Origin of the sequence: Moorella glycerini (genome assembly GCF_009735625.1) — a bacterium.
GTDB lineage: Bacteria > Bacillota > DSM-521 > Neomoorellales > Neomoorellaceae > Neomoorella > Neomoorella glycerini.
Genome location: NZ_CP046244.1, coordinates 207,633 through 232,082, shown reverse-complemented (window position 1 = coordinate 232,082; position 24,450 = coordinate 207,633). Strand labels below are relative to the sequence as shown.

Sequence of the window (24,450 nt, the reverse complement as noted above, 5' to 3'; positions counted from 1 at the left end):
CAGGAGTTAAATATAAAGCCAAATGGACCGCAACTGCCAGAAAGTTATTGATGCTCGCCTTAAATTAGCTAAACTGGAACTCCAGGTGGCACTCCTGGCCCGGGCCGGTTTAAAGCGCTGGGAGATAGCAACGGCCCTGGCAATCCAGCAGGGTACAGTTAAATCCCAGCTGGAAAGAGTGGCCGCCAAGCTCGGCTGCGGTTGGAAGTACAGGACGGATATCATCTGGCCGGAACTGGAAGAAGACGTGCGGCAGGCAGTGCAGGCTTTGAAGGAGCAGGGTAGTAATAGTAGCAATACCCGGGAGGGAACGGGAGTCATCAGTGCCGGCCAGTATGGTAGCCGGGGCGCTGGCGGGGAAATAGCTGCTACTGCCGTCCGGCAGGTTATTAGCTTTAATTCTGCCCGCCGGGCTATGGAAGGTGATCTCTCTCCACATGAGGCCGCCGTCCTCCAGCTCCAGGGCCTGCCTTCAAAAGCAGGCAGCGCCTACCTGCACCAGGCCCGGGCCGTCCAGTGGCAGCTTCTCCTCCTGGGTGAAGGCCGTGTTTTGCATGTGGGTGCTGCCGCCCGATTCTGGATGAAACCGGCCCTGGCGGTCCTTGCCGGCAACAGGTATATCCGTTATTTATACAGCGATAATGTGGACGAGCCTTACCGGCCCTGGTGGCTGCCCTATACCACCAATGGCCGTGTCCGGGGTACCCGCGCTGCCTATTACAAAATCGGGGATGCCTCTGCCGGCGATTACGTCCGCAATTACCTGGAAGCCTGGCTTGATGGCGAGCTGGGGGAGTACGTCGCCAGCCTCCACGCCCGGATGCAGCAACGATGGCAGGCTTTAAGCCGGATTGCCCGGACCTCCGGGCGACCTGAGCCAATGCCGCCGCCCACCTGGGTCCAGCTCCTCGCTGAGGCCCGCCGGGTCGTGGGGGTAAGTTAAAATATGTTTAAAAACCTGAAAAGCAGCTCCTCCCATGTCACAAGGGGGGTGCTTTTGTTTTCCCTTCGGGTCCGGGCCAGGTCATTAATGGCCACCGTCAAATCATCGAACCTATTGATAATTTATACCTGGCCCTCCTGGTAGAGATAGCCGGCCGCTGCCGCAACCAGCCCGGAAAGAATAAAATTTACCAGCGGCAGGAAGCGAGGAGGTGGTGGCGAATAGTTATAGCAGAAAGGGGTTGGGTCATGAGGATTGTCGTAGTCGGTGGCGGTAAGGTTGGTTACCAGGTAGCCAAACAGTGTGCCGCCTGGGGTTGTGAAGTAGTGGTGGTAGAACATGACCAGGAAAAGGGTGAAAAAATTAAGCAGGAACTCGGCCTGCCGGTAGTCATTGGTGACGGTACCAGGCCACCAGTTCTGAAAAAGGCCGGCGCTGAAGAGGCAGATATAGTTATTGCTATCACGGATGACGACCAGGACAACCTGGTAATCTGCCAGCTGGCGGAGCGCCAGTTTAAAGCCAGACGTACCCTGGCCCTGGTGAATAATCCGGGCAATGAGAAGCTCTTCCGCTGGCTGGGGGTCAACCAGGTAATTGGCCCCGCTTCCCTTATCCTGGGATTAATCCAGGAAAGGGTGGATATGGATGCGACTACGGCCCTGTGGATGCAGGGCATTAAGGATTTAAAAATGATCCAGTTTAAACTTGGTCCTGATGCCCCTGTCCTGGGGCGGAAAATCAAGGAGATACCCTTTCCCAACGAGTGTATTCTGGTGACTATTGTCCGGGGTGATACGGCCATTGTTCCCTGTGGCAATACGGTCCTGAAAGCAGGGGACCTGGTCTTTGCCCTCACTAACCCATCTGTTCAGGCGGAACTGGAGTATATCCTGACGGGCAGGAGCGAGAGTGGGGCTGTATAATGGCCCCGCTTCCTCCGGTAAGATTATACTTTGGGCCAGCTTGAGTGATCGCGGATGCTTGACAGGACTTTTTGGCCGTGCTATAATCAAACATGCAGTGAGCGAGCGGAAGTAGCTCAGCGGTAGAGCATCGCCTTGCCAAGGCGGGGGTCGCGGGTTCAAATCCCGTTTTCCGCTCCATTTTTTTACCCTGGCGCGGTGGCGAAGTGGCTAACGCCGCGGTCTGCAAAACCGCTATTCGCCGGTTCAAATCCGGCCCGCGCCTCCAGGTTGGTAGCTGGAAGGCCATTTTGCCGGCGGGCAAAGTGGTCTTTTTGTATTATCCAGTTGTTGCCTGCAATTTACGCCTGAAGCTGCAGCATCTTACTTCCCAGAAGTTGACATATCAGCAGCTAACTGTTAGGATGTAATTGTTCCTCCTTTTGTTGCTGGAGCAACTTTTCCAGCTCCTCTTCCAGGTCTTCCAGCTGCTGGAACATGGCAGGCTTTAAGGAATGGGCAGGGAAACGCCGCTTCAAATCGGCAATTTCCGCCTGTAACTGGTTGATGCGTTCTTGTAAAGTTGCCAGATTAATCCCACCTTTATCCTTTATAGCATTAAGAGGCGCAATAATTTTTTTAGGATAGCCCGTTTATGGTTCATTATAATGGTTCATTATAGCAGAAGGAGTGGCATTATGGGAGGGGATTTTTCCTGGGCAGCAGGTGAACTTGATGCGGAAAAATGGCAGGCCATCGTTCAACCGGACAATCCCTTTGCCGAGTTGATGGGTATAGAAGTAGCCGGAGTAGGGCCGGGGCGGAGCCTGGTACGCTTGAAAGTGCTTCCTAGACATCTCAACTCCTGGCGGACCCTCCATGGTGGCGTCTATGCTGCCCTGGCCGACCGGGCCATGGGTATTGCCGTGCGTTCTATTGGCAGGCAGGCTGTTACCCTGAACCTGCAGGTCGGTTATTTAAGGCCGGTGGAGGCCGGCCAGGTGGTGGAGTGCCGGGGGATGGTAATCCATAACGGCGAAAGGATAGTAGTAACGGAGGCAAGGATGGCTGTTGGCGGCCAGCCGGTGGCAACCGCCGGGGGAATATTTTATGTGAAATAATCCGTTTTTTACCGGGAGATACTGGCGACATTTACTACCCGGCGCCCGGTAAAATACCGCAGTGTCTCCGGCGGGTGGCGAGAAAGATTAAAACTTAGTATTGAATATCCCCATCGTTATATGCTATAATATCTTTTGCCTGCGAGAGTGGCGGAACCGGCAGACGCCCGAGACTTAAAATCTCGTGGACCTTTTGGTCCGTGCGGGTTCAAGTCCCGCCTCTCGCACCAGGAAAATCAAGGCCGAAAGGGCCTTTTTCTTTTGGCCTGTAGAGCGTTTGCCCCGGCTTTTTTGTTTTTTGCATAGTGGCGTTGTATTCTTTTCCATCCCGGCATAGGCTATAAATATAAGCCCCCGTGTTAACGGGGGCTATGCCAAAGGGACGTTACTGCATCTTGCCCTGCGCCTGCTGGAAAACCTTGTACTGGGGTTCCTGGCTTTCCAGGTAATTGACCCGGCCCTTCAAGCCCTGGGCGATGTTTTCGAGCTGGTTGGCATAATCGGTAAACTGCTTCCTGGCATTCTTATCCTGGGTTTCCAGAGCGTAGGACTTCAGGTCGGCGACGGCGCCTTCCAGGCTGGTGAGGGTCTGGTGCATTTTGGTGCCGATGGTCATTTTTTAAAAACCCTCCTTTGCAGTACTAATCCCTGTCCATTTGATAGTTTTGACCCTGAAGGAGAATAATATAAGAAGCACTTTCTACCCACAAGGGAACCCTTGACCAGATATGGCCGGAAGCGTATAATAAAAACAAAAATTGGTCTTTTGGGAGTTTTGGGAGGTGGTAGCCGGCGTTGACAGGACATAAGGGCTACCATTTTGTGTTTATAAAGCTGGGAAGGAGGTATTGCGCGTGAACCTGGCGGCAACTTATGTGGGGGAAAAGTTGCTGGAGCAGGGGGTTAAATTAATCCTCAATAACCCGGAAAAGAATATTCCCCGCCTGATTACCGTAGCTGAAAAGCTGGCCCGGGATCCTTATCACCGGGAGATGGTGGCCAATGTTAAGAGAGTTTTAGCGGATAGAAATGGCAACTGGTACCGGTTTGCCCGGCGGCTGCTGACTCAGACCCACCCCAATGTCAGGCAGCGCCTGGCCATGGATTTCTTTGTTAATTCAACCTTTATCGGTGTGCCGCGGCAGAAAGAGTGGGCGGCGAAACTCGGTGTCGCCGTACCGTGGGCCATCCTCATGGACCCAACGGAAAAGTGTAATTTGCACTGTCTGGGCTGCTGGGCTGGGGATTACCAGCGGGCGCAAGAACTGGATTTTGCTACCATGGACCGCATTGTTACCGAAGGCGAGAAGCTGGGCATTAATTTTATTGTTCTTTCCGGCGGTGAACCCATGCTGCGCCGCGACGATATTGTCCGGCTGGCCGAGAAGCATCCTGACCAGGTTTTCCACCTCTTTACCAATGGTACTTTAATTGATCAAAAATTTGTCGACGATATGGTGCGCCTGGGTAATATTACGGTAGCCTTAAGCCTGGAAGGTTTTGAGGAAAGGACTGATGGCCGCCGCGGCAAAGGTGTTTTCGCCAAGGTTATGCAGGCCATGGACCTCATGCGGGCCGCCGGGGCCGTCTATGGCGTCTCGGTAACCTACAGCCGCAATAATACCGAGGAACTGGGCAGCGACGCCTTTGTTGATATGCTGGTGGACAAAGGAGTTGCCTTTGGCTGGTATTTTACCTATATCCCCATTGGCAAGGACGTGGACCTGGAAATGATGGCCACCCCATCGCAGCGGGCCTGGATGTTTGAGCGTATCCAGTATTTCCGCCGGACCAAACCCATCTTCCTGGTGGACTTCTGGAACGACGGCGAGGCCAGCAACGGCTGTATCGCCGGTGGCCGGCGTTATTTCCATATTAACGCGGCCGGTGAAGTCGAGCCCTGCGCCTTTGTCCACTACAGCACCTGCAACATTAAGGATGTGAGCCTGGTGGAAGCCCTGCAGAACCCCCTTTTCCGGGCCTACCAGAAGCGCCAGCCCTTTAACCAGAACCTGCGCCGTCCCTGCCCCCTCATTGATCACCCGGAAATGCTGCGGGATATAGTGGCCGAGTCGGGTGCCCGCTCGACCCAGTTGCATGATGACGAGACGGCAGCCGAGTTTGCTGCCAAACTGGCTCCCTATGCCCGGGCCTGGGGAGAGGTGGCCGACCGCATCTGGGCGGAAGAAGGAAAAGCTGTGGCCGTAGCGGTGGAAGGGGAAAATTGTTGCCAGACCCATTAGACAGAAAGCGGGTAAAGATGGTAAAATGGCCTTGAGAGAAGGCTCTTGAGGTCATTTTTATTTTCTGGAAAGGTAAGTGAAGAGATTGGCTGAGGAAAAGTTATTTAGCCTGGAAGAGGCCATGGAGTTTTCCCGCCAGGAGACGCGGGAATTATATCGCCGCTATGTTAATCCCGGCCTGGCGGGTATGCTGGCCCTGCTGGATTTTGACAAGGCCTTTGTCCGGGCGGAAGGGATTGCCGTCTGGGACAGGGAGGGCAAACGTTACCTGGACTTCCTGGGTGGCTATGGTGCCCTCAACCTGGGCCACAACCCGCCGGAGGTACTGGCCGCTGTTAAAAGGGTCATGGGGCGGCCCAATCTCCTCCAGGCCTCTTTGAATCCCCTGGCCGCCGCCCTGGCCCACAACCTGGCCCGGGTGACGCCCGGGGACCTGGAGCGGGTCTTTTTCTGCAACAGCGGCACCGAGGCTGTGGAGGGCGCCCTGAAGCTGGCCCGGGCCGCCACCGGCCGGGAGAAGATCATTTACTGCCGGAATTCCTTCCACGGCAAAAGTTTTGGTTCCCTGTCCGTCACCGGGCGGGAGAAATACCAGCGTCCCTTTGCTCCTTTACTGCCAGGCTGCGAGGCGGTACCGTATGATGATCTGGAGGCCCTGGAGGCCAAACTGGCCGGTGGCGATGTGGCTGCCTTTATCGTCGAGCCCATCCAGGGTGAGGGCGGCGTTATTGTCCCCCATGACGGTTACTTGAAGGGGGCGCGGGACCTCTGCGACCGCTACGGCAGCCTGTTAATCCTCGACGAGATCCAGACGGGCTTTGGCCGGACAGGCTATCTTTTTGCCTGCGAGCATGAGGGCGTGGTACCGGATATCATGTGCCTGGCCAAATCCCTGGGCGGCGGTGTCATGCCCATTGGCGCTTATATTGCCCGGCCGGCTGTCTGGGATAAGGCCTACGGCGGCATGGATAAGGCTTTGCTCCATACTTCCACCTTTGGCGGCAATAGCCTGGCGGCGGCCGCCGGCCTGGCGGCCCTGCAGGGCATCCTGGACCAGGACCTGGCAGGTCAGGCGGCAGCCAGAGGGCGCTTCTTCCTGGAGCGGCTGCGGCAGCTTAAAGAGAAATATGGCCTCATTAAAGAAGTCCGCGGCCGGGGTCTCCTCATCGGCCTGGAGTTTAACCAGCCCGTGGGAGGGTGGTTCGACAAACTTACCCGGGGCAAGGTGAATGAGCTGGCCGGGGAATATTTCGGGTCCCTGGTGGCCGGGGAATTGATGAATAAACACCAGGTGATTACGGCCTATACGTTAAATAACCCCAATGTTATCCGCCTGGAGCCGCCCTTGATTGTCACCGAAGGGGAGATTGAACAGGTGCTGGCGGCCCTGGAGGATATCCTGCGCGGGTACGGCTTTATCGGTGTAACTTTAAGCAGCGCCAAAACGGCCCTGGGTTCCCTGTTAAAACGCAAGTAGAAGGGTAAGGAGCGATGCTGTAGCCGTACGTGGCTGGCCGGGTTTGCTCCAGGCAAAGGCATAAAGCTTGCGGCTTCCTGGCAGACTAAGAAAAAAGTCTCCCGGGAGGTTAGCCTGATGCCAGATAATGTCATAGTCTACACTACTCCGACCTGACCCACCTGCAAGACGGTGAAAGAGTATCTTTCCCGGCAAGGCGTTAACTATGAAGAAAAGGATATCAGCGTGGATGACCGGGCCATGGAGGAATTGTGCCGGCGTAATGGCGGCCTGGCGGCCGTGCCCACCCTGGTCGTTGACGGCCAGGTAATTGTAGGTTTTGATGAAAACCGCTTGAATAAAATATTTCACTAGAGATGCCGGGGTACGTGCCCCGGCCTGGTTTTTATTGGTTACCATTTTTATGTATAGGCCCCTGCCGGTGGGGAAAGATGATCCCTGGTAACATAAATATACGGAAGGAGGCTATACCATGGCTGGTTTAACCCAGGCTGAATTAATGCAGCTCCGGGAAAATTTAAGTAACGAATTATTGATGATCCGGAAATTCGGGGCCTACGCGGCCCAGTGCAGCGATCCCCAGTTGAAGCAAGTCCTGAGTTCTGTGCAGCAGGCCCACCAGCGCCACTATAATACCCTGATCCGCCACCTGGGCGGGCAGCATATGATGTAAAGGGGGAAGGCAAGCCCATGCAACTTTTTGACGACAAGACCATGTGCAGCGATTGCCTGGCCAGCGAGAAGCTTTTAACCAGCTGCTATAATACGGCAATTACGGAATGTGCCAGCGACCAGCTGCGGCGGGATTTTATGGCCGTTTACCAGGATGAGCAGAACTGCCTGAAGGCTGTGTGGGATGTTATGCATGCAAAAGGGTGGTACCAGCTCAGCATGGCCAGCCAGCAGGAGATCAGCCAGCTGCAACAGCGCTTGCAACAGGAACAAATGCAGCTCCAGCAGGGCGGCATGATGGGAGCCCAGATGGGAATGGCGCCCCAGGTGGGTGGCGGGATACCCCAGTACCGGGTGTAACTAACAGTTGGGAAATTGAGTCGTCAAGGTAAAATTATGGCAGAACAAGAAAATTTACCAGGATTAAAGACGTCTCAAAACAATAAAGGGATTAACTTGCAAAAATGCCTCCGGGTGGGATAGTTACCGGAGGCTATCTTTATACCGGCCCTTGCCGGTCATTCCGGTGCTCATGAACTGCGGCAGGAATTGGCGTCTCTACGTCGAAAATGGAAGTAAGCAGCTTGGGCTTTTAGCTCGTGCCGGTCGTCCGGTGCGGTCACCCGGTGTTTCTGGCAGTGCAATGGGGCACTGTCACAAGCAGCAAAGGGGCGTAGCAGCGGGAAAGGCTCTTAGCCGGCGGCTAAAATCTGCTGCTACCGGCCTGTGGTTGGAGCCGGTTTAGCGGCCCAGGAGGTAAAAAATATGGATGCGGCCAAAATGGTAACGGAACTGGTAGCCTGGTTGCAGGAGGAGGTGCATAAGGCCGGTGCCCGGGGTGCGGTCGTGGGTTTAAGTGGCGGTATTGACTCCGCCGTAGTGGCGGCCCTCTGCCGGCGGGCTTTCCCGGAAAATTGCCTGGGGTTGATCCTGCCCTGCCACAGCGACCCGGCTGATGCCGGGGATGCCCGGCTGGTTGCCCGGCACCTGGATTTACCGGTGTTAGAGGTGGTACTGGATGGCGTCTACGACCAGCTGGTACTGCTCCTGACGGGAAAACCCTACGCAGCCGGCCGGCGGAGCCTGGCCCTGGCCAACTTAAAGCCGCGCCTCAGGATGATGACCCTCTATTTCCATGCCAACGAGCGCAATTACCTGGTCATTGGCACCGGCAATAGAAGTGAGCTGGCAGTGGGGTACTTTACCAAGTATGGCGACGGCGGTGTGGACCTGCTGCCCCTGGCCAACCTGGTGAAGTCCCAGGTAAGGGAGCTGGCCCGTTACTTAAGACTGCCGGAAAGGATTATTACTAAAGCCCCTTCAGCGGGCCTGTGGGCCGGCCAGACGGATGAGGGTGAGATGGGCCTCACCTATGAAGTCCTGGACCATTATCTCCTGACGGGGGAAGCGCCGCCGGCGGCGAAAGAGAAAATAGAGTCCATGGCCGCCTGCAGTGCCCACAAAAGGCGGCTGCCCCTGGTACCGCCCTTTTAAGGCGCCGGTAACCCCGTTAAGCACGCGGCTAATCAGGCCGGGATTTTTAACGCCGTCCCCCGTCGCGGCGGCTGTAGGGCAGGGGCACGTACTGGACCGAAGGCCGGCGTCCGGCCGGCTGGGGATAGAGTTCCATGAGCTGGTATATTTCCCGGGGCAAACCGGTTTTCACCGGCAGCCCCATTTTTATTAACTGCTCTACGCCGATGGGATAGTCATGGGTCCAGCGGCCTTCGCTTAAAATGGTGGCCAGTTCTTCGGCCTTCTGGCGCTCCATTTTTTCAGCCAGGAGTTCTACCAGGCTCTCCCGCACCTGCCGCATGGCCTTGCGGGCGATATCGCCCAGGATAAGGGTGCGGTCGTCAATCTCATTTTTATCCTTTTCTTCGATAACCTTAAGGATCGAGGCCGCCGGGTACTCGCCCAGCTGGGGGTCGATAGGGCCCAGGACGGCGTTTTCGTCCATGACGATTTCATCGGCTGCCAGGGCGATGAGGGTGCCGCCGGACATGGCATAGTGGGGTACGTAGACGGTTACCCTGGCCGGGTGTTTCAAAATGGCGTGGGCGATCTGCTCGGCTGCCAGGACCAGGCCGCCGGGAGTATGGAGGACCAGGTCAATGGGCATATCCTCGGGGGTTAGACGAATGGCCCGCAGGAGCTGCTCCGAATCTTCGATATTAATATAGCGAGTAAGGGGAATGCCCAGGAAACTCAGGGCTTCCTGGCGGTGGATGAGGGTAATAAGACGCGAATTCTTCTTTCTTTCAAAGGTCCGGATGAGGTGCAGGCGGGCGGCTTCGATCCGCCGCTGGTGCAACATGGGTAAAAAGGCCGAGATCAGGAAGATGATCCAGATGATACTCAGGAAATCCACGGCCGGGGTACCTCCTTCTTATATGGAAGTCAGAAGCAGGAAGTCGGAAGTCGGATTGCCTGTACGAATTGGCTGTACCAGTTCCCGGTTTTAATTTTAAGCCAGGGCAGAATTACTACTCAGGCCAGGTCTGTGCTACTATTATTCCTTATTACCACCAGGATATGCCAATTCCGTTATTGAGGTACCGGAATTTCCTTCGTTCACTATGGTCAATAAATTTACGATAATGCCGAACAAAAAGGGCTATGGTACAGCAGGAATACCAAAATTAATGGCGAATTTGTTTTAACGTAAGATACAGAACAGCATTTGACAATGCCGAATATGACCAGCCGGGAGAGGGTAGCATCTGACAGAGATCTATTGTATACTTAAAAAAATCAAATCTTGTTCGGCTATATAGAACGGAGGCTGGCATAATGGCAATAAAGGACCAGAATAATGCTTCGCGGATTCGCTCGGTGGCCAAGGCGTTAATGATCCTGGACCTGCTGGCCGCCAACCAGCGCGATATGTCGCTGGCGGAAATAGCTCGCGCCATGGATTTGCCGAAAAGCACCCTTCATGGGTTGCTGGCTACCCTGCGGGATTTCGGATATCTGGAGCAGTCGCCCTTCGACGGCCGCTACCGCCTGGGGGTACGGCTTTTTGAAATCGGCAACGTTGTTGCTGCCAACTGGGATGTGCGTAAAGTTGCCGCACCCTTTATTCAACAGCTGGTTAATGAAATGGAGGAGACAGTCCACCTGGTGGTCCTCGATAAGGGGGAAGTACTGTATATTGACAAGCGAGAAAGCCAGCAGTCCCTGCGGATTGTTTCCCAGGTCGGCATGCGCCTGCCGGCCCACTGTACCGGGGTGGGTAAGGTACTGCTGGCCTACCTGCACCCCAGCGAGGTGAAACGGATCATCGCGACCAAAGGCCTGGCCCGCTATACCAGTCATACCATCACCGACCCGCGCCGGCTGGAGGCGGAACTGGAAAAAATCCGGGCGGCAGGGTATGCCGTAGATAATGAGGAAATTATGGATAGTCTCCGCTGCGTGGCAGCTCCGATAAGGGACCATAACGGCAAAGTATGTGCCGCGATTAGCGTTGCAGGCCCGGTGGCACGGTTGGAAGGGGAGAGGTTCCAGCTGGCCGTAGAACTGGTCACCCGGACGGCAGCGGAGATTTCGGCCGGCCTTGGTTACCGGCCTGCGGCAGGAAGTGATGCCAGTGGAGCTTAGAGAATATCTCTTTGCCCCCCTGGCGGGGCATATCCTGGCCTTTGCCATCACCGCCCGGGAAAGGGGAATATTCTCCGGGGCAGCCAGGTTAACCCGGGTAGCAGGTGAACTGGGGCTGGAAGTAACCTGGGCAGCCCCCGAGGGTTATCCCCTGGAAACGGGAAGCTGCCTTTTCCGGGCCAGGGGCGAGGCCCCGGCGATTATCCGGGCCGAAGAGATGCTCCTGGGAGTTATAGGTAAGCCCTCCGGGGTGGCCACGGCGGCGGCTAATTTTGTCCGGCAGGCCGGGGGACGGATAAAAGTCGTCTGCGGCGCGTGGAAAAAGGTAGCCCCGGAAATAAGGGACGAGTTGCGCCGGGCCATCGCCACCGGCGGTGCCGGTATCCGCATTACCGAACGCCCCTTTATCTACCTGGATAAAAATTACGTCCGCCTTTTAGGAGGCGTCGAGCCGGCGGTGAGCCGGGCGCGCGCCTATGACCAGGAGCGGGTGATCGCCGTGCAGGTCCGCGGGGAGGGCCGGCCCATAGCCGGTGAAGCGGAGGCCGCAGTAAGGGCCGGGGCAGGAATTATCATGGTAGATACCGGCCTTCTGGAGGACCTGGCAACAGTGGTGACAGCAGCGCAGCAAGGCGGCTGGCGGGAAAAAGTAAAACTCGCCTTTGCCGGCGGCGTCACGCCGGCAGGCCTGGAGGAGGTAATTGCCGCCGGGGCGGACATCGTCGATGTCGGCCGGGCCATTATCGATGCGCCGCTGCTGGATTTAAGCCTGGATGTGGAAGGGATTTCTGTATAAACGGAAGGATAACATTTTCCTGTACATTCCAACTCAAGCAAATTATACACTATCCTGTTGCCATCATATGGCAAGCGGGGCCGGGTCAAATACTATGAGAAGGGGGGATTACCCCGTGGAATGGGACCTGCTGGAGAAAACGACCTTCTGGATCGATAACATTGAACTAACCGCCGCCGACCTGGGCCAGGTGGCCGCGGCAGCAGCCGCCGCCATGGAACTACCAGCTCAGGAAGTAATGGTGGTGGACGTCCGGCCGGGGCTGGTGGCCTTTGATATCCTGCGGCGCAGGGTGCGGGCGGAAGCAGTAGCCGGCAAGGAGAAGGAAATCTTAAGGCGCCTGGCGGATTTGCCGGGGGTAACTTTAAAACCGGGAGCCGCCGTTCACTCGGAAGGGGTGCTGGGGGTAATTGCCCTGGAGCCGGAGGCGGCGGCCCGGGTACTGGCGGAATCGGCCGCCCTGGCGCGGGGTATCAGCCGGGCCGTCGCCCGGCGGGCCGCGGTCTTTGCTTCCGGAGCGGAAGTTATAGCCGGGAAGATCAAAGACACCAATTCGCCTTATATTATAGCGGCCCTGGAAAAAGCAGGCTACCGCACGAGCTTCGGCGGGATCCTGGAGGATGACGCCGTGGCGGTGGCCAACCGCCTGGAAGGCGCCCTGGAAGAAGGTTATGGATTGCTGATCACCACCGGCGGCGTCGGGGCCGAGGACAAGGACTTCAGCATTGAAGCCATCTTGCGCCTGGACCCGGAGGCCTGTACTCCCTGGATCTTGAAGTTTAAACCTGATTATCACCGCCATCATAAAGAAGGGGTGCGCATTGCCGTGGGCCAGGTGGGCATAGCCCGCCTGGTGGCCCTGCCCGGTCCCCATGAAGAAGCCCGGCTGGGCTGCGACCGGCTGCTAGCCGGCCTGGAGCAGGGACTGGAAAAAGGCGCCCTGGCAGAATATATAGCCGGCGCCCTGCGGGAACGCTGGCGCAACGTAATGAAAGAAGGAGGCCACGAAGATGGATTACCAGGCCATTGCCGCTGAACTCCTGGCCGCAGAAGCCAGCTGCCGGCCCATTGAACCGCTGACCACTACTTATCCGGATTTAACGGTAGAGGATGCCTACCGCATCCAGCTGGCCGGCATTGAGATGAAGAAAGGGCGGGGCAGCAAGGTTATTGGTAAAAAGATCGGCCTGACCAGCAAGGCCATGCAGCAGCTGCTGGGGGTCAATGAACCCGACTACGGCCACCTGCTGGACAACATGCTGCTCCTGGAGGGAGAACCTTGCCGGCGGGAGGAACTTCTTTTGCCGCGGGTGGAGGGGGAACTGGCCTTTATTTTAAAGGACACCCTTAAGGGCCCGGGGGTGACCATTGCCGACGTTTACCGGGCTACGGAAGGCATTATGCCGGCCTTTGAGATTGTCGACAGCCGCATCCGCGACTGGAAGATCAAGCTCCCGGATACCATTGCCGACAATGCCTCCAGCGCCCGCCTGGTCCTGGGCAGCCGTATGGTGCCCATCAAAGACCTGGACCTGCGCCTCATCGGCATGGTGCTGGAAAAGAACGGGGAAGTGGCGAGTACCGGCGCCGGTGCCGCCGTCTGGGGGCACCCGGCGGCGGCCGTGGCCTGGCTGGCCAACAAGCTGGCCACCTTTGATATCGCCCTGGAAGCCGGGGAGATCATCCTCTCCGGCGCCGTCACCGCCGCCGAAAACGCCGGCGCCGGCGATGTCTTCACCGTATCCTTCTACGGCCTGGGGAGCCTGAGCCTGAAATTTGTATAGCATAGAGCGCTATTGCTGGCCGGCGAAGCCCATCCGTGAATAAATGGTAAAAGGAGATGTGACAGTGGATAAAGTTAAAGTGGCCGTCATCGGCCCGGGGAATATCGGTTCCGACCTGATGTACAAGATCCTGCGCAGCCGGCACCTGGAGATGGCCCTGATGACCGGCATTATCGAATCCGAAGGCATCAAACGAGCGCGCGGGCTAGGCATCAAGACCTCTACCGCAGGCGTCCAGGCTGTCCTGGAGGATAAAGACATAAAAATAGTCTTCGACGCCACCGGGGCCAAACCCCACCTGCAGCACGCCCCGCTTTTAAAAGAGGCCGGTAAAATCGCCATCGACCTGACGCCGGCCGCCGTCGGCCCCTATGTCGTGCCCTGTGTTAACCTGGACCAGGTCAAGGCTGAGCCCAATCTCAATATGGTCACCTGCGGCGGCCAGGCTACGGTGCCCATAGTCCACGCCATCAACCGGGCGGCGGGAGCCAGGTATGCCGAGATTGTAGCCTGTATTGCTTCCAAAAGCGCCGGCCCGGGCACGCGCCAGAACATCGATGAATTCACCCAGACGACGGCTAAAGCTCTTACCGTTGTCGGGGGAGCCCAAAAAGGCAAGGCCATTATTATCCTGAACCCGGCCGAGCCGCCCATTATGATGACCAATACCATTTACGTTGAGGTAGAAAAACCGGACGAGCGGGCCATCCGGGCCTCGGTAGAGGCCATGGTAAAGGAAATCCAGAGCTACGTACCGGGCTACCAGCTCCGGGTGCCGCCCCTGCTGGACGGGAACAAGGTAACGACAATCATCCAGGTGGAGGGTGCCGGCGATTTCCTGCCCAGGTACTCCGGCAATCTCGATATCATCACCTCCGCCGCCGTGGCCGTAGCGGAAAAACTGGCCCAAAAGATTTTAGCAGGGGAAGTGGCAGCATGAAAAACACCAAGCTTATCCACGTGGTCGATACAACCTTGCGCGACGGCAGCCATGCCGTCAGCCACCAGTTCACGGCCGAACAAATTGCCGCCATTGCCGGCGGCCTGGACGCTGCCGGGGTGGAATATATCGAAGTTTCCCATGGCGATGGCCTGGCCGGTTCCTCCTATAACTACGGCTGGGCGTTGCTCAACGAGGAAGAAATGCTCAAGGCGGCGGCCGGGGCCATTAAAAAAAGCAACCTGACAGTCCTGCTCCTGCCGGGCATCGGCACCCAGGAAGACCTGGAAATGGCGGCTCATTGCGGCGCGAAGGCCGTAAGGGTGGCCACCCACGTCACCGAAGCCGATATTGGCGAGCAGCACATCGGCATGGCCAAAAAGCTGGGGATGCAGGCCTTCGGTTTCTTGATGATGTGCCACATGGCACCGCCGGAAAAGGTGGTCGAGCAGGCCCGACTCTTTGAATCATACGGGGCGGACTTTATCTATGTAGCCGATTCCGCCGGGGCCATGCTGCCGGAAGACGTCAAAGCCCGGGTGGGGGCCGTGGTGGAAGCTGTGAAAGTACCCGTGGGGTTCCATGCCCACAACAACCTGACCATGGCTACGGCCAACGCCCTGGCGGCGGTAGAGGCCGGCGCGACTTTCCTGGACGGTGCCTGCCGGGGTTTAGGGGCCGGGGCCGGCAACGCCCAGACCGAGGCCCTGGTAGGCGTGCTGGAGAAGCTGGGCTACCAGACGGGTGTCGATTTCTACAAGATAATGGATGTGGCCGAAGATATCGTCGAACCCATCATGCACCGGCCCCAGGTGGTGCGCAACGCACCCCTGATGCTGGGCTATGCCGGTGTTTACTCCAGTTTCCTCTTGCATACCTACCGGGCGGCCGAGAAATTCAACCTCGACCCCCGGGATATCCTGGTAGAACTAGGAAGGAGGCGAATGGTCGGCGGGCAGGAAGACATGATTGTTGATGTTGCTTACCAGTTGGCACAAAAGAAAGGAGGGGTTTAAACTTGAAGGTGGTCAATTTACTGGCGGCAGTCGATGCCGAAAAGTGCCGGGGCTGCAAAACCTGCGAGAAGGTCTGCCCGGTGCTGGCGATTAAAGTAGAAAACCACAAGGCTGTGGTTGACACGGAACGCTGCCGCGGCTGCGCCGCCTGCGAGCAGCGCTGCCCGGACTACGCCATTACCATGGTAAAGCGGGAGCAACCGGTAGTGGTCAAAGTCGACGTCAGTGCCGTTGACTATGCCCGGGTGGAAGAAATCTGCCGCCGCGCCCGGCTCAACCCGGAGCAGATCATCTGCTACTGCACTGCCACGCGGGCGGAAGAAGTCGCCGCCGCCATTTTGCAGGGGGCGAGGTCCCCGGAAGAGGTTTCTTTCCTCACGGGAGCCCGTACCGGCTGCAAGGTGGAGTGCATCCAGCCCATCCTGCGCCTCCTGGAAGCGGCCGGCATCAAACCGGAACCGCCTAAAGACGGCTGGCAGTGGTACGGCCGGACGGTAACGGTGTGGGAAATACCGGACGAAGTCAAGCACAAGTATGCTACCCGCGGCTTTTACTTTGACGAGGACATCAAACTTTTGGACCGGGTAGTGGCAGCCCCCCTGCAGGGAAGGAGGGAATCCTGATGCGTCCTCCCATTACACCTATACCACCGAGGAAATCCCAGTATGGTATTGACCCCGCCCTGGTTAAAACTCGCGTCAGCGAGTTGCCGGGCATGACCTCCGTCTTACTGAAAGAGCTTTTCCCCGACCTGCCGGAAGTAATTTATCCCGGCGCCGGGGGAGTATCTGCCGTCCGGAAGGCAACGGAGGAAGCCCTCAAAAATATCGACATGAGCAGGATCAAGCCGGAGCACTCGGTCAATATCCTGGCCTCCCACCACGGCTTCACTCTCCTGGGCGGCGAGCCCTACGCCGAGATGCTGAAGACCTTGAAAGACGTCATCGAAGCCCGGACGGGGTGTAACAATATCCGCCTGCGGGCCGGGGTGGGCCTGCGCTTCCGGGAGACGGAAGAGTATATCAAGCGCTACGGCCTGGATAAACACTTTGAAGGCAAGGCCATCGGCGTGGCGCCCATCGACCAGGGGATACCCATTGAAACCGAGATAGGCACGCTGTACGGCATCCGCAAGATTTACGACGCCGATTGGATTGTCCATGCCCATAACAGCGACGTGCGCGAGGTCCACTTCCACCGCCAGGTAGACCGGGCCGTGAAACCCTTCGGCATGTCCTACGCCCGCATTGAGACCCGGTCCACCTATCACCAGAACCTGGGGCCGCGGGCGGCCAACTTTACGGCCAGGGCTATCTTTGACTCGCCCTTTGTCCAGGGCAAGTTTGCCTTTGCTTCTTTCTTGACGGTGGCGCCCAACGGCATCATCGGCGTCGACGCCGACAGCGACCTTTATGCCCTGAACGACCGGGTGACCCAGATCGGCTGCCGTTACTACGGTAAGATGATGACCCTCTTCGGCGAGATCGACGAGTGCATTGCCGCCCTGGATTTCCCCTGCCCGGTGGTGTATGTCTTCTCGGCCGGGGTCATTTACGCCAACTTTGCCGGGGCCAATACCGACCTCTACGACCTGGACCTGCCCCTGCCGGCCTATACCTGGTACACGGAAGCCTTCTACGGCAAGGCAGGAAGGCCGCTCCTGAAAGATATACCCCCGCTGAACCCGGCCATCAAGATGTGTGTCCACAACTACGCCTGGACGGGTTATCCCAGCGCCTTCTTCAGCGAGCACATCCCCACGGTGGTAGTGGGCCAGGAGCAGGCGGACCTCTTCAACCGTGACCCCCAGAACCTGACCTATTTGAAGCATGCGGTGGTGGCCGAAACAACGGAAGCGGCCATGGAGTTTGCCTATAAGACTACCGGTACCCGCAAGGTCCTCATCTTTGACGGCGCCATGGGCGGTATCAACGTCAGCGAACCCCTGGCCGAACTGCTGCTAAAGAAAGCACCGGCCGTCAGCGAGCGAGTAGAGAATGAACTCTTACCCAAGTGGCTGCGGCAGCGGGGCATAGACATGAGCGTTCTCGGAAAAGCCGCCAGCTAAAAAAACAGCCCCCCTCCGGCTGGACAGCCGGAGGGGGCCAAAATTAATTAAAATTCTCTAAAGGAGGTAAAACTACAATGTCCGTAGCTACCGAGACGTCATCAAAGCCCAAAGAAGCCATATGGGAAAAGGGCCCGGGATTTGGTGAAGGTTGGCGTGATCTCTGGGGCAAACTAAACGCCAACACTATCACGGCAGGAATAGTGGCCACCATTTTCGGTTGTTCCGGGCCTGCCCTGATTGTTATGAATGCTGCCCAGAATGGAAAACTTACGGATGTTCAAACCATATCCTGGTTATTTTCAATTTATTTCTTTGGCGGTCTCATCAGTATCATTCTAGGCCTGTACTACAAAATGCCCATTAACGGGGCCTGGTCCATTCCCGGCGCCGTCATGCTGGCCTCGGCCTTACCCCTGTTTCCGTTTAACGAAGCCGTGGGTGCCTATCTGATCGCTGGCATCCTGGTCCTGCTCCTGGGGGTCTCCGGTCTGATCGGTAAGGCCATGCGCTGGATCCCGTTGCCGATAGTCATGGCCATGATCGCCGGGGCTATGATCAGGTTCGGCACGGGCATTGTGACCTCTACCCAGCAAGCACCGGTTATAGCCGGCGCCGCCCTGGCAGGCTATTTCCTGGGTCAGAGGCTGACTAAAAAGGTGTCACCTATTCTCTGGTCCCTGGTCGTTGGCGTAGTTGTAGCTTTGTTGGTAGGTGGCTTCAAGTTTGCTGATGTCAAAATAACCTGGGTACTACCGCAGTTCTTCGTGCCCGGCTTTTCCGCGGGAGCCTTCTTTGCCATTGCCATACCCCTGGCGGTACTGGTAATCGGCGCCGAAAACGCCCAGGCCTACGGTGTCCTGACCGCCCAGGGATACAAGGCACCCATTAACGCTATGACTGTCATCAGTGGCATCGGCGGCATAATAACCTCCTTCTTCGGCGGCCACAACGCCAATATTGCCGGCCCCATGACAGCAATCTGCAGCTCGGAAGAGGCAGGACCTGACAAATCGGGCCGCTACGCCGCGACTATAGTTAACGGCATCACCTTTGGCGCCTTTGGCCTCTTTGCCAGCGTGGCAGTGCCCTTTGTCAAGGCCCTGCCAGCGCAACTTGTAAGCCTCCTGGCCGGCCTGGCCATGATCGGGGTGCTTTTGAGTGCATTTGAGCTGGCCTTTTCCTCCAAAAAGTTCCGCTACGGCGCCTTCTTTGCTCTGGTAATCGCCATGTCGGGTATTACCATCTTGAAGATCAGTTCACCCTTCTGGTCCCTGGTAGGGGGGGTTATTGTTTCCCTGCTGGTGGAACCTAAAGACTTTTAAAGATGTAAAAAAAGGAGTGGTAGCATTGGCGCCCCGTTTTGCCAACCGGTTTGCCAGAGCCAGGCAATTAATGGTGGAAAAGGATTTAGACCTTCTCCTGGTGGTCAACCGGGAAAACCTGATCTACTTCACCGGCCTGACCCAGATTGAGTGCCTGGCCGTGCTTATCCCCAGGGAGGGTGTACCCTGCGCCGTCACCCTCTGGCTGGATGCAGGCTACGTGGAACGACAGTCGGGGCTTACCACCTATGGCTATTTCTTCCCCCGGGAGAGCCTGGCCTGCAAGGTTGTAGAACGGATTAGGGCCTACGGCCTGAAGGAGCCACGTATCGGGTTTGAGCGCTATTTTGTCGACTTCGCCCTTTACGACGGCTTGCGCCAGGCTTTTCCGGAAAGCAATTTTATCGGGGCGAGCGATATCTTCTATCATATTCGAGCCATTAAAGAACCAGCGGAAGTGGATCTCCTGCGGCGGGCGGCGGCAGCCGCCTGCCGCGGCATGGCAGCGGCCATTAAGAGCGTCCGGCCGGGGGTGACGGAACTCGATATCCTGGCCGAGGCGGAATACGCCATGCTGAAGGCGGGTTCAGGCGGTTCTTCCTTCCGGCCCCAGGTAGTATCGGGGGAACGTACCCTCCTTACCCACCCCTGTGCCAGCAATAAAAAGATTGCTCCTGGCGAAGTAGTAGTCATCCACCTGGGAGCAACCTGCGAAGGCTACTGCGCCAAGATGTGCCGGACTGTAGCCGTGGGTGAGATACCGGCCGAACAGGAAAGGGTGTATCAGGTCCTGCTGGAAGCCCAGGGCCGGGCCATAGCCGCCTTAAGGCCCGGGGCCGCAGCAGGAGAAGTGGATGCCGCCGCCCGGGAGGTGGTTGAGGCCGCCGGCTACGGCAACAGCTACCTGGACGTGGCCGGCTATGGGGTGGGCCTGCGCCAGTCGGAGTTTTACCCCATTATCGGTAAGGGCCGGGCGGAAATAATTGAGGCCGGCATGGTAGTGGATTTGCTCCTGCCGACCATTTACCGTCCCGGCATCGGCGGTCCCCGGGTGACGGATGTAATTTATATCAGCAAGGATAAGAACGAAATACTGACGGATTACCCGCGGGAACTGGTGCGGGTATGATGGTATGATAGAAGCGCTCTCCGGGTTATCCCGGAGCTTTTTATATTTTAAGCTGGAAATGTGCGTGCCGGCCTAGATGGTGTGGAAGATACTTGCTTTTTCCCTGACTGCCACATATAATGTTAACATGAAAAATAATGTGGTGGTGATTTTTTCATGAATCAGGTTCCCTTACAGGTATATATTGATAAAACCCTTCATGAACGTCTCCGGCTAGTGGCCCAGAGACAAGGGGTGACCCAATCCGAACTGGTTAGAAAGTATCTTTATCGTGGCCTGGATAAAGACCTTGGCCCGGATGACCCGGCTCTGGAAATCATTGGCCTGGGTGCAGGTAAAAGAACTGATCTGGCGCATAAACATGACCAGTACCTGGTGTTGAAGGAGAAGGAGAACTGGCAAAAGTGAAGAAGCTATTCGTAGATACTTCTGCCTGGGTAGCCGTAGTAAATCGTCGCGATCAATACCATAATATGGCCAGCACGTTTTATAAAAATGCTTTTCAGGAATATGGGCAACTTATTACCACAAACCTGGTAGCGGCTGAAACTTATATTTTATTACGCCTGGATTGCGGCCTGGATGTGGCCCTGGGATGGTGGGAAAGGATAACAACGTCGTTAAAGGTCAAGATGATATATGCCGACGCTGATATTACCTGGGAAGCCGTCAAATTTTTACGTAAGTTTGATGATCAAGCCTTTTCCCTAACCGATGCTGTTTCCTTTGCAGTTATGCAACAGGTAAAAGTTAATGAAGCCTTTGCATTTGATGATCATTTTGTGGTAGCCGGATTTACCATGCTGCCGTATTAATTTTTCATGTTCTTCCCCATGATTCCCATAATTCCTTTTCCGTGATTTTTACTGGTGCCGGCGGAACTCCTGCCGCTGATGCCTGGTTATCTCCTTGTCCGGGGCGCGGCTTACGTTGGTGGGCCGGATGTGCCGCCGGCACGATTTTTTCCATAAGGAACGGTAAATTTTACCGCAGGTGTTCCAGGATCTGCAGCAGCCGGAAGGCGGGTTCGTCGGTGGTTTTAATATTTTGCCGTGCCGCTTCCCGTAAGCGGCGGATGCAGGCGGTATAGTTGTGGTTGAGGACCAGCTCGACCGTGATGCCCTGGGTGGGGCAGTTTTCTTTTATGGCAACCAGATCCCGCACCAGACCCCGGGACACGGCCGGGGCCCAGAGCATGAAGACCGGCTCCCGGCCGGGAAAATTAGCGGCGGCGAAGGCAGCCGCCCTTTTGATTTTATGGGCTATGCGCGTACATGTGGTGGCGTTGCTGTCGCCGTAGAGGAGGCCCCGCAGGTGAGTGGCCACTTCACACAGGTAGACTTTGCTGCCGTCCGGCGCCAGGGCGATCACGTCTATCTCGCCGCCGCCCTCCAGGTGGCAGTTGTAAACGACAATCTTGCAGCCCAGGACGTATTTAAAGTAAGAACCGACCAGGCTTTCACCGACGTCCAAACTTTACGGCCTCCTGAAAATTCAATTGGGGCAGGTTGAGGTGTTATAACTCTGCCGGGTGGTTAAGTATTAGCTAAAGTGTTGTTCCATTCATTTCCTCATAGGGCAGCAGAAATTCCTGCCACCGGGGGCATATCATGTATTGGAGCGATCGCTATTATGGCAGCCGGAAAAGGAGGGAAAGCATGCCAAAAGGCAAGTTAAAGAAGGTATTTCCCGGTGGCAATACCTGCATGGGTTTTTATTCCTTTTACGATTTTATCATTGAACCCGATGCCACCCGCATCTTTGTCGTCAAAGGTGGTCCCGGGGTGGGCAAGTCCACCTTCATGCGTAAGATTGGCGAAGCCATGCTGGAGCGAGGCTTGGACGTAGAATTCCACTGCTGCTCTTCGGACAATAATTCCCTGGATGGAGTGGTCATCCCCAAAATCAAAGTGGCCATTATCGACGGCACCGCCCCCCACATCGTTGACCCTAAGAACCCGGGGGCGGTGGATGAAATCATCCACCTGGGCGACTACTGGGACGAGGATAAGATGCGGGCCAGCAAGGAGCAGGTCCTCCAGGATAACGCCCGCATCAGCCGCCTGTACCGCATTGCCTACAGTGCTCTAAAGGAGGCCAGGGTGATCCGGGATGAGTGGGAGAGCTATGTGGCCGAGAGCATGATTTTACCCCGGGTCTACCAGGCCAAGGCGGAACTCCTCGAGGCTATTTTTGCCGGGGTACGGCCCCGTTATAACCGGCCGGCCCGGGAACGCCATCTCTTTGCCACGGCCCTGACACCCCAGGGGTTAGTTACCGGTAACGTGGAAACCCTGCTCCAGGACATCCGGCGGCTTTTCACCATTGCCGGGGACCCGGGTACCGGTGTTCCGGGGATCCTGGCCGCGGTGGCACGCCTGGCCCACGAGAAGGGCCTGGATACCGAAGTTTACCACTGCCCCTTTGACCCCAACAATATTGATATGGTTATTATCCCGGAAATCCAGGTGGCGGCGATGAACTGGCAGCCACCCCATGATATTGATGTCCAGGCCATCCCCGGGCTCCAGGTGGCTATGGCCGTAGATTTAAACCGGTTTATCGACCGGGAGCATTTAAGCCTTTATGGCAATGAAATTGCCAGCGCCATTGTCCGTTACCAGGCGGCCCTGGACCGGGCCATTGCCCATATCCGGGAGGCGAAACTTACCCATGACCATATGGAAAGTTATTATATCCCGGCCATGGATTTTGCAGCCATTAATGCCAAACGGGAAGAAATCCTCCAGCGCATCCTGGGTTATGCAGCCGAAATCCTGGGTCAGGTATAGTCGGGGTGGCCGGACGATTGCCGGGCGCCGGGATCAGGTAGCCGCCGGGTGCGGTGCTGGAGAGAAAATTTGGCGGGTGGGCAGAAGTTACCATCAGGGGCGGCTATCTTTAGGCCTGATCCTGGGAAGTGGTAGTCACCTGCGAATATAAAACTGGAACCTTAGTTAAGAAATTGTTGAATCTTGCCTGAGCGGATGATATAATCAACCTGTATAAGTAAAGAGCGTCCTTTTACCGGGGCGCTTTCATCATTATAGAGAGGGGAAGCTAATTTATGGCCGGTGGCCGGGAGTTAATTTTACATGAGGCTGCTGATTTGGGAGTCAAGTTTATCCGCCTGCAGTTTACTGATATCTTTGGTGTTTTAAAAAATGTAGCCATAACAGTCGAGCAGCTACCCAAGGCCCTCAACAATGAACTCATGTTTGACGGTTCATCCATTGAAGGTTTTGTCCGCATTGAAGAGTCGGACATGTACTTGCGACCGGACCCTTCCACCTTTACCATCTTTCCCTGGCGCCCCAACGGCGACGCTGTGGCGCGCCTCATCTGCGATGTATACAATGCTGACGGCACACCCTTTATCGGCTGCCCGCGGGGAACCCTGAAACGGGTTATTGCCGAAGCGGAAGCCCTGGGCTTTACCATGAACGTCGGGCCGGAGGCGGAGTTTTTCCTTTTCCATACCGACGCCAGCGGTCGCCCTACCCTGGAGACCCACGACCGGGCCGGTTACTTTGACCTGACCCCGGTTGACCTTGGCGAAGACGCCCGGCGGGATATGGTCCTGACCCTGCAGCAGATGGGCTTTGAAATTGAAGCTTCCCACCATGAAGTGGCCCCCGGCCAGCATGAAATTGACTTTAAGTATGCCGACGCCCTGCGGACGGCCGACAATATAGCCACCTTCAAGTTCGTGGTGCGGACCATTGCCCAGCGCCACGGCCTCCATGCCACCTTTATGCCCAAACCCATTTATGGCATAGCAGGCTCGGGCATGCACTGCAACATCTCCCTCTTCCGCGACGGTAAAAATGCTTTTTATGACCCGGAAGATAAACTACAGTTAAGTGAAATTGCCTATTACTTTATCGGTGGCTTGATGGCCCATGCCCGGGGTATGACGGCCATTACCAACCCCACGGTTAACTCCTATAAACGCCTGGTATCGGGATACGAGGCGCCGGTCTATATTGCCTGGTCACCCCAAAACCGCAGCCCCTTAATCCGCATCCCGGCCAAACGGGGCCTGTCCACGCGGCTGGAGGTACGCCACCCCGATCCGTCGGCCAACCCCTACCTGGCCATCGCCGTCATGCTGAAGGCCGGCCTGGACGGCATTAAAAACCGGATTGAGCCCCCGGCACCGGTTAACGAAAATATCTATGATATGGACAAGGATACCCTGAAGCAGCGGGGCATTGTACTCCTCCCGGGCACCCTGGATGAAGCCCTGGACGAACTGGAAAAGGACGCGGTAATCCAGGAAGCCCTGGGTCCCCATATCTACCAGCGCTTCCTGGAAGCCAAACGGATCGAGTGTGAGGAATACCGCACCCGGGTGCACCAGTGGGAAATAGACCAGTACCTGACCAAGTTTTAGTTTAGGAAACACAAACGCATCAGAACAGGGAG

The 24,450-nt window shown here is 56.6% G+C and carries 26 protein-coding genes, 3 tRNA genes and 1 pseudogene; 26 read left to right on the top strand and 4 right to left on the bottom strand.

Translation table 11 applies throughout. The features are described 5' to 3' along the window. The first annotated feature begins 22 nt into the window (after positions 1-22). The 4 genes from MGLY_RS01180 (at position 23) to MGLY_RS01165 (ending at position 2,137) form a co-directional block, all read left to right on the top strand. A complete protein-coding gene (locus MGLY_RS01180; protein ID WP_156271368.1) occupies positions 23-943 on the top strand; it encodes a LuxR C-terminal-related transcriptional regulator in 921 nt (306 codons plus the stop codon). Between the two features lie 248 nt (positions 944-1,191). Further along, a complete protein-coding gene (locus MGLY_RS01175) occupies positions 1,192-1,869 on the top strand; it encodes a potassium channel family protein (protein ID WP_156271367.1) in 678 nt (225 codons plus the stop codon). 105 nt (positions 1,870-1,974) lie between these two features. Next, positions 1,975-2,049, top strand: a tRNA-Gly gene (locus MGLY_RS01170). A gap of 12 nt (positions 2,050-2,061) precedes the next feature. Continuing rightward, a tRNA-Cys gene (locus MGLY_RS01165) sits at positions 2,062-2,137 on the top strand. A 124-nt stretch (positions 2,138-2,261) separates the two neighbouring features. Here MGLY_RS01165 and MGLY_RS18390 read toward each other — a convergent pair. Beyond that, entirely contained in the window at positions 2,262-2,387 is a 126-nt protein-coding gene (locus MGLY_RS18390) for a hypothetical protein (protein ID WP_277997877.1), read from the bottom strand. A 159-nt stretch (positions 2,388-2,546) separates the two neighbouring features. On the opposite strand from MGLY_RS18390, the gene MGLY_RS01155 reads away from it, so the two are divergent. Together MGLY_RS01155 and MGLY_RS01150 are read left to right on the top strand one after the other, a co-directional pair. Continuing rightward, positions 2,547-2,969, top strand: a complete 423-nt coding sequence (locus MGLY_RS01155; RefSeq protein WP_156271365.1) for a PaaI family thioesterase — start codon at positions 2,547-2,549, stop codon at positions 2,967-2,969. Between the two features lie 141 nt (positions 2,970-3,110). Beyond that, a tRNA-Leu gene (locus tag MGLY_RS01150) sits at positions 3,111-3,199 on the top strand. Between the two features lie 155 nt (positions 3,200-3,354). On the opposite strand, the gene MGLY_RS01145 is transcribed toward MGLY_RS01150, so the two are convergent. Then, positions 3,355-3,585, bottom strand: coding sequence for a DUF1657 domain-containing protein (locus tag MGLY_RS01145; protein ID WP_156271364.1), 231 nt, complete (start codon positions 3,583-3,585; stop codon positions 3,355-3,357). Between the two features lie 238 nt (positions 3,586-3,823). Here MGLY_RS01145 and MGLY_RS01140 point away from each other — a divergent pair, with 238 nt between their 5' ends. From MGLY_RS01140 to nadE, 6 genes and pseudogenes are all read left to right on the top strand, one after another. Continuing rightward, the gene (locus tag MGLY_RS01140) at positions 3,824-5,212 is read left to right on the top strand and encodes a radical SAM/SPASM domain-containing protein (protein WP_156271363.1); all 1,389 of its coding nucleotides are present in this window, start codon (positions 3,824-3,826) and stop codon (positions 5,210-5,212) included. A 121-nt stretch (positions 5,213-5,333) separates the two neighbouring features. Further along, a complete protein-coding gene (locus MGLY_RS01135) occupies positions 5,334-6,689 on the top strand; it encodes an aspartate aminotransferase family protein (RefSeq protein WP_170291177.1) in 1,356 nt (451 codons plus the stop codon). A 168-nt stretch (positions 6,690-6,857) separates the two neighbouring features. Further along, a pseudogene (locus tag MGLY_RS01130) lies at positions 6,858-7,043 on the top strand (glutaredoxin family protein); the annotation flags it as partial. Positions 7,044-7,161: 118 nt separating this feature from the next. After that, positions 7,162-7,362 (top strand): hypothetical protein, encoded by a 201-nt coding sequence (locus MGLY_RS01125; RefSeq protein WP_054935738.1) that lies wholly within the window; start codon positions 7,162-7,164, stop codon positions 7,360-7,362. 17 nt (positions 7,363-7,379) lie between these two features. Beyond that, the gene (locus MGLY_RS01120; RefSeq protein ID WP_156271361.1) at positions 7,380-7,721 is read left to right on the top strand and encodes a spore coat protein; all 342 of its coding nucleotides are present in this window, start codon (positions 7,380-7,382) and stop codon (positions 7,719-7,721) included. Positions 7,722-8,126: 405 nt separating this feature from the next. Continuing rightward, entirely contained in the window at positions 8,127-8,855 is a 729-nt protein-coding gene (gene nadE, locus MGLY_RS01115; RefSeq protein ID WP_156271360.1) for an NAD(+) synthase, read from the top strand. A 46-nt stretch (positions 8,856-8,901) separates the two neighbouring features. On the opposite strand, the gene MGLY_RS01110 is transcribed toward nadE, so the two are convergent. Beyond that, positions 8,902-9,732 carry an SDH family Clp fold serine proteinase gene (locus MGLY_RS01110; protein ID WP_156271359.1) on the bottom strand — a complete coding sequence of 277 codons (831 nt, stop codon included), beginning with the start codon at positions 9,730-9,732 and terminating at the stop codon, positions 8,902-8,904. A gap of 422 nt (positions 9,733-10,154) precedes the next feature. Between MGLY_RS01110 and MGLY_RS01105 the strand changes: the two genes are divergently transcribed. The 12 genes from MGLY_RS01105 (at position 10,155) to MGLY_RS01050 (ending at position 20,837) form a co-directional block, all read left to right on the top strand. Continuing rightward, a complete protein-coding gene (locus MGLY_RS01105) occupies positions 10,155-10,964 on the top strand; it encodes an IclR family transcriptional regulator (RefSeq protein ID WP_156271358.1) in 810 nt (269 codons plus the stop codon). Then, a complete protein-coding gene (locus MGLY_RS01100) occupies positions 10,948-11,760 on the top strand; it encodes a nicotinate-nucleotide diphosphorylase (RefSeq protein ID WP_156271357.1) in 813 nt (270 codons plus the stop codon). The genes MGLY_RS01105 and MGLY_RS01100 overlap by 17 nt, the downstream gene beginning before the upstream one ends. Positions 11,761-11,875: 115 nt before the next feature. Beyond that, positions 11,876-12,796, top strand: coding sequence for a molybdopterin-binding protein (locus MGLY_RS01095; RefSeq protein WP_156271356.1), 921 nt, complete (start codon positions 11,876-11,878; stop codon positions 12,794-12,796). After that, positions 12,771-13,544 carry a 2-keto-4-pentenoate hydratase gene (locus MGLY_RS01090; protein WP_156271355.1) on the top strand — a complete coding sequence of 258 codons (774 nt, stop codon included), beginning with the start codon at positions 12,771-12,773 and terminating at the stop codon, positions 13,542-13,544. The genes MGLY_RS01095 and MGLY_RS01090 overlap by 26 nt, the downstream gene beginning before the upstream one ends. A gap of 64 nt (positions 13,545-13,608) precedes the next feature. Further along, positions 13,609-14,484, top strand: coding sequence for an acetaldehyde dehydrogenase (acetylating) (locus MGLY_RS01085; protein WP_156276082.1), 876 nt, complete (start codon positions 13,609-13,611; stop codon positions 14,482-14,484). Next, entirely contained in the window at positions 14,481-15,500 is a 1,020-nt protein-coding gene (gene dmpG / locus MGLY_RS01080; protein WP_156271354.1) for a 4-hydroxy-2-oxovalerate aldolase, read from the top strand. Before MGLY_RS01085 ends, dmpG begins: the two co-directional genes overlap by 4 nt. Before the next feature lie 2 nt (positions 15,501-15,502). Then, positions 15,503-16,123, top strand: coding sequence for a 4Fe-4S binding protein (locus MGLY_RS01075; protein ID WP_156271353.1), 621 nt, complete (start codon positions 15,503-15,505; stop codon positions 16,121-16,123). After that, positions 16,123-17,568 carry a hypothetical protein gene (locus MGLY_RS01070; RefSeq protein WP_156271352.1) on the top strand — a complete coding sequence of 482 codons (1,446 nt, stop codon included), beginning with the start codon at positions 16,123-16,125 and terminating at the stop codon, positions 17,566-17,568. Before MGLY_RS01075 ends, MGLY_RS01070 begins: the two co-directional genes overlap by 1 nt. 77 nt (positions 17,569-17,645) lie before the next feature. Next, on the top strand, positions 17,646-18,893 hold the full coding sequence (locus MGLY_RS01065) for a benzoate/H(+) symporter BenE family transporter (protein WP_156271351.1): 1,248 nt from the start codon (positions 17,646-17,648) through the stop codon (positions 18,891-18,893). A 25-nt stretch (positions 18,894-18,918) separates the two neighbouring features. Then, entirely contained in the window at positions 18,919-20,022 is a 1,104-nt protein-coding gene (locus MGLY_RS01060; protein WP_156271350.1) for a M24 family metallopeptidase, read from the top strand. Positions 20,023-20,178: 156 nt separating this feature from the next. Then, positions 20,179-20,430 carry a CopG family transcriptional regulator gene (locus MGLY_RS01055; RefSeq protein ID WP_156271349.1) on the top strand — a complete coding sequence of 84 codons (252 nt, stop codon included), beginning with the start codon at positions 20,179-20,181 and terminating at the stop codon, positions 20,428-20,430. Then, positions 20,427-20,837, top strand: a complete 411-nt coding sequence (locus tag MGLY_RS01050) for a type II toxin-antitoxin system VapC family toxin (RefSeq protein ID WP_156271348.1) — start codon at positions 20,427-20,429, stop codon at positions 20,835-20,837. The genes MGLY_RS01055 and MGLY_RS01050 overlap by 4 nt, the downstream gene beginning before the upstream one ends. Positions 20,838-21,006: 169 nt before the next feature. Here MGLY_RS01050 and MGLY_RS01045 read toward each other — a convergent pair whose 3' ends face one another. Next, positions 21,007-21,495, bottom strand: a complete 489-nt coding sequence (locus MGLY_RS01045; protein WP_156271347.1) for a hypothetical protein — start codon at positions 21,493-21,495, stop codon at positions 21,007-21,009. A 185-nt stretch (positions 21,496-21,680) separates the two neighbouring features. On the opposite strand from MGLY_RS01045, the gene MGLY_RS01040 reads away from it, so the two are divergent. Together MGLY_RS01040 and glnA are read left to right on the top strand one after the other, a co-directional pair. Continuing rightward, positions 21,681-22,814: a PRK06851 family protein gene (locus tag MGLY_RS01040; protein ID WP_156271346.1), complete on the top strand. Its 1,134-nt coding sequence runs from the start codon at positions 21,681-21,683 to the stop codon at positions 22,812-22,814. A gap of 275 nt (positions 22,815-23,089) precedes the next feature. Then, entirely contained in the window at positions 23,090-24,418 is a 1,329-nt protein-coding gene (gene glnA, locus MGLY_RS01035) for a type I glutamate--ammonia ligase (RefSeq protein WP_156271345.1), read from the top strand. The last annotated feature ends 32 nt before the right edge of the window (positions 24,419-24,450 follow it).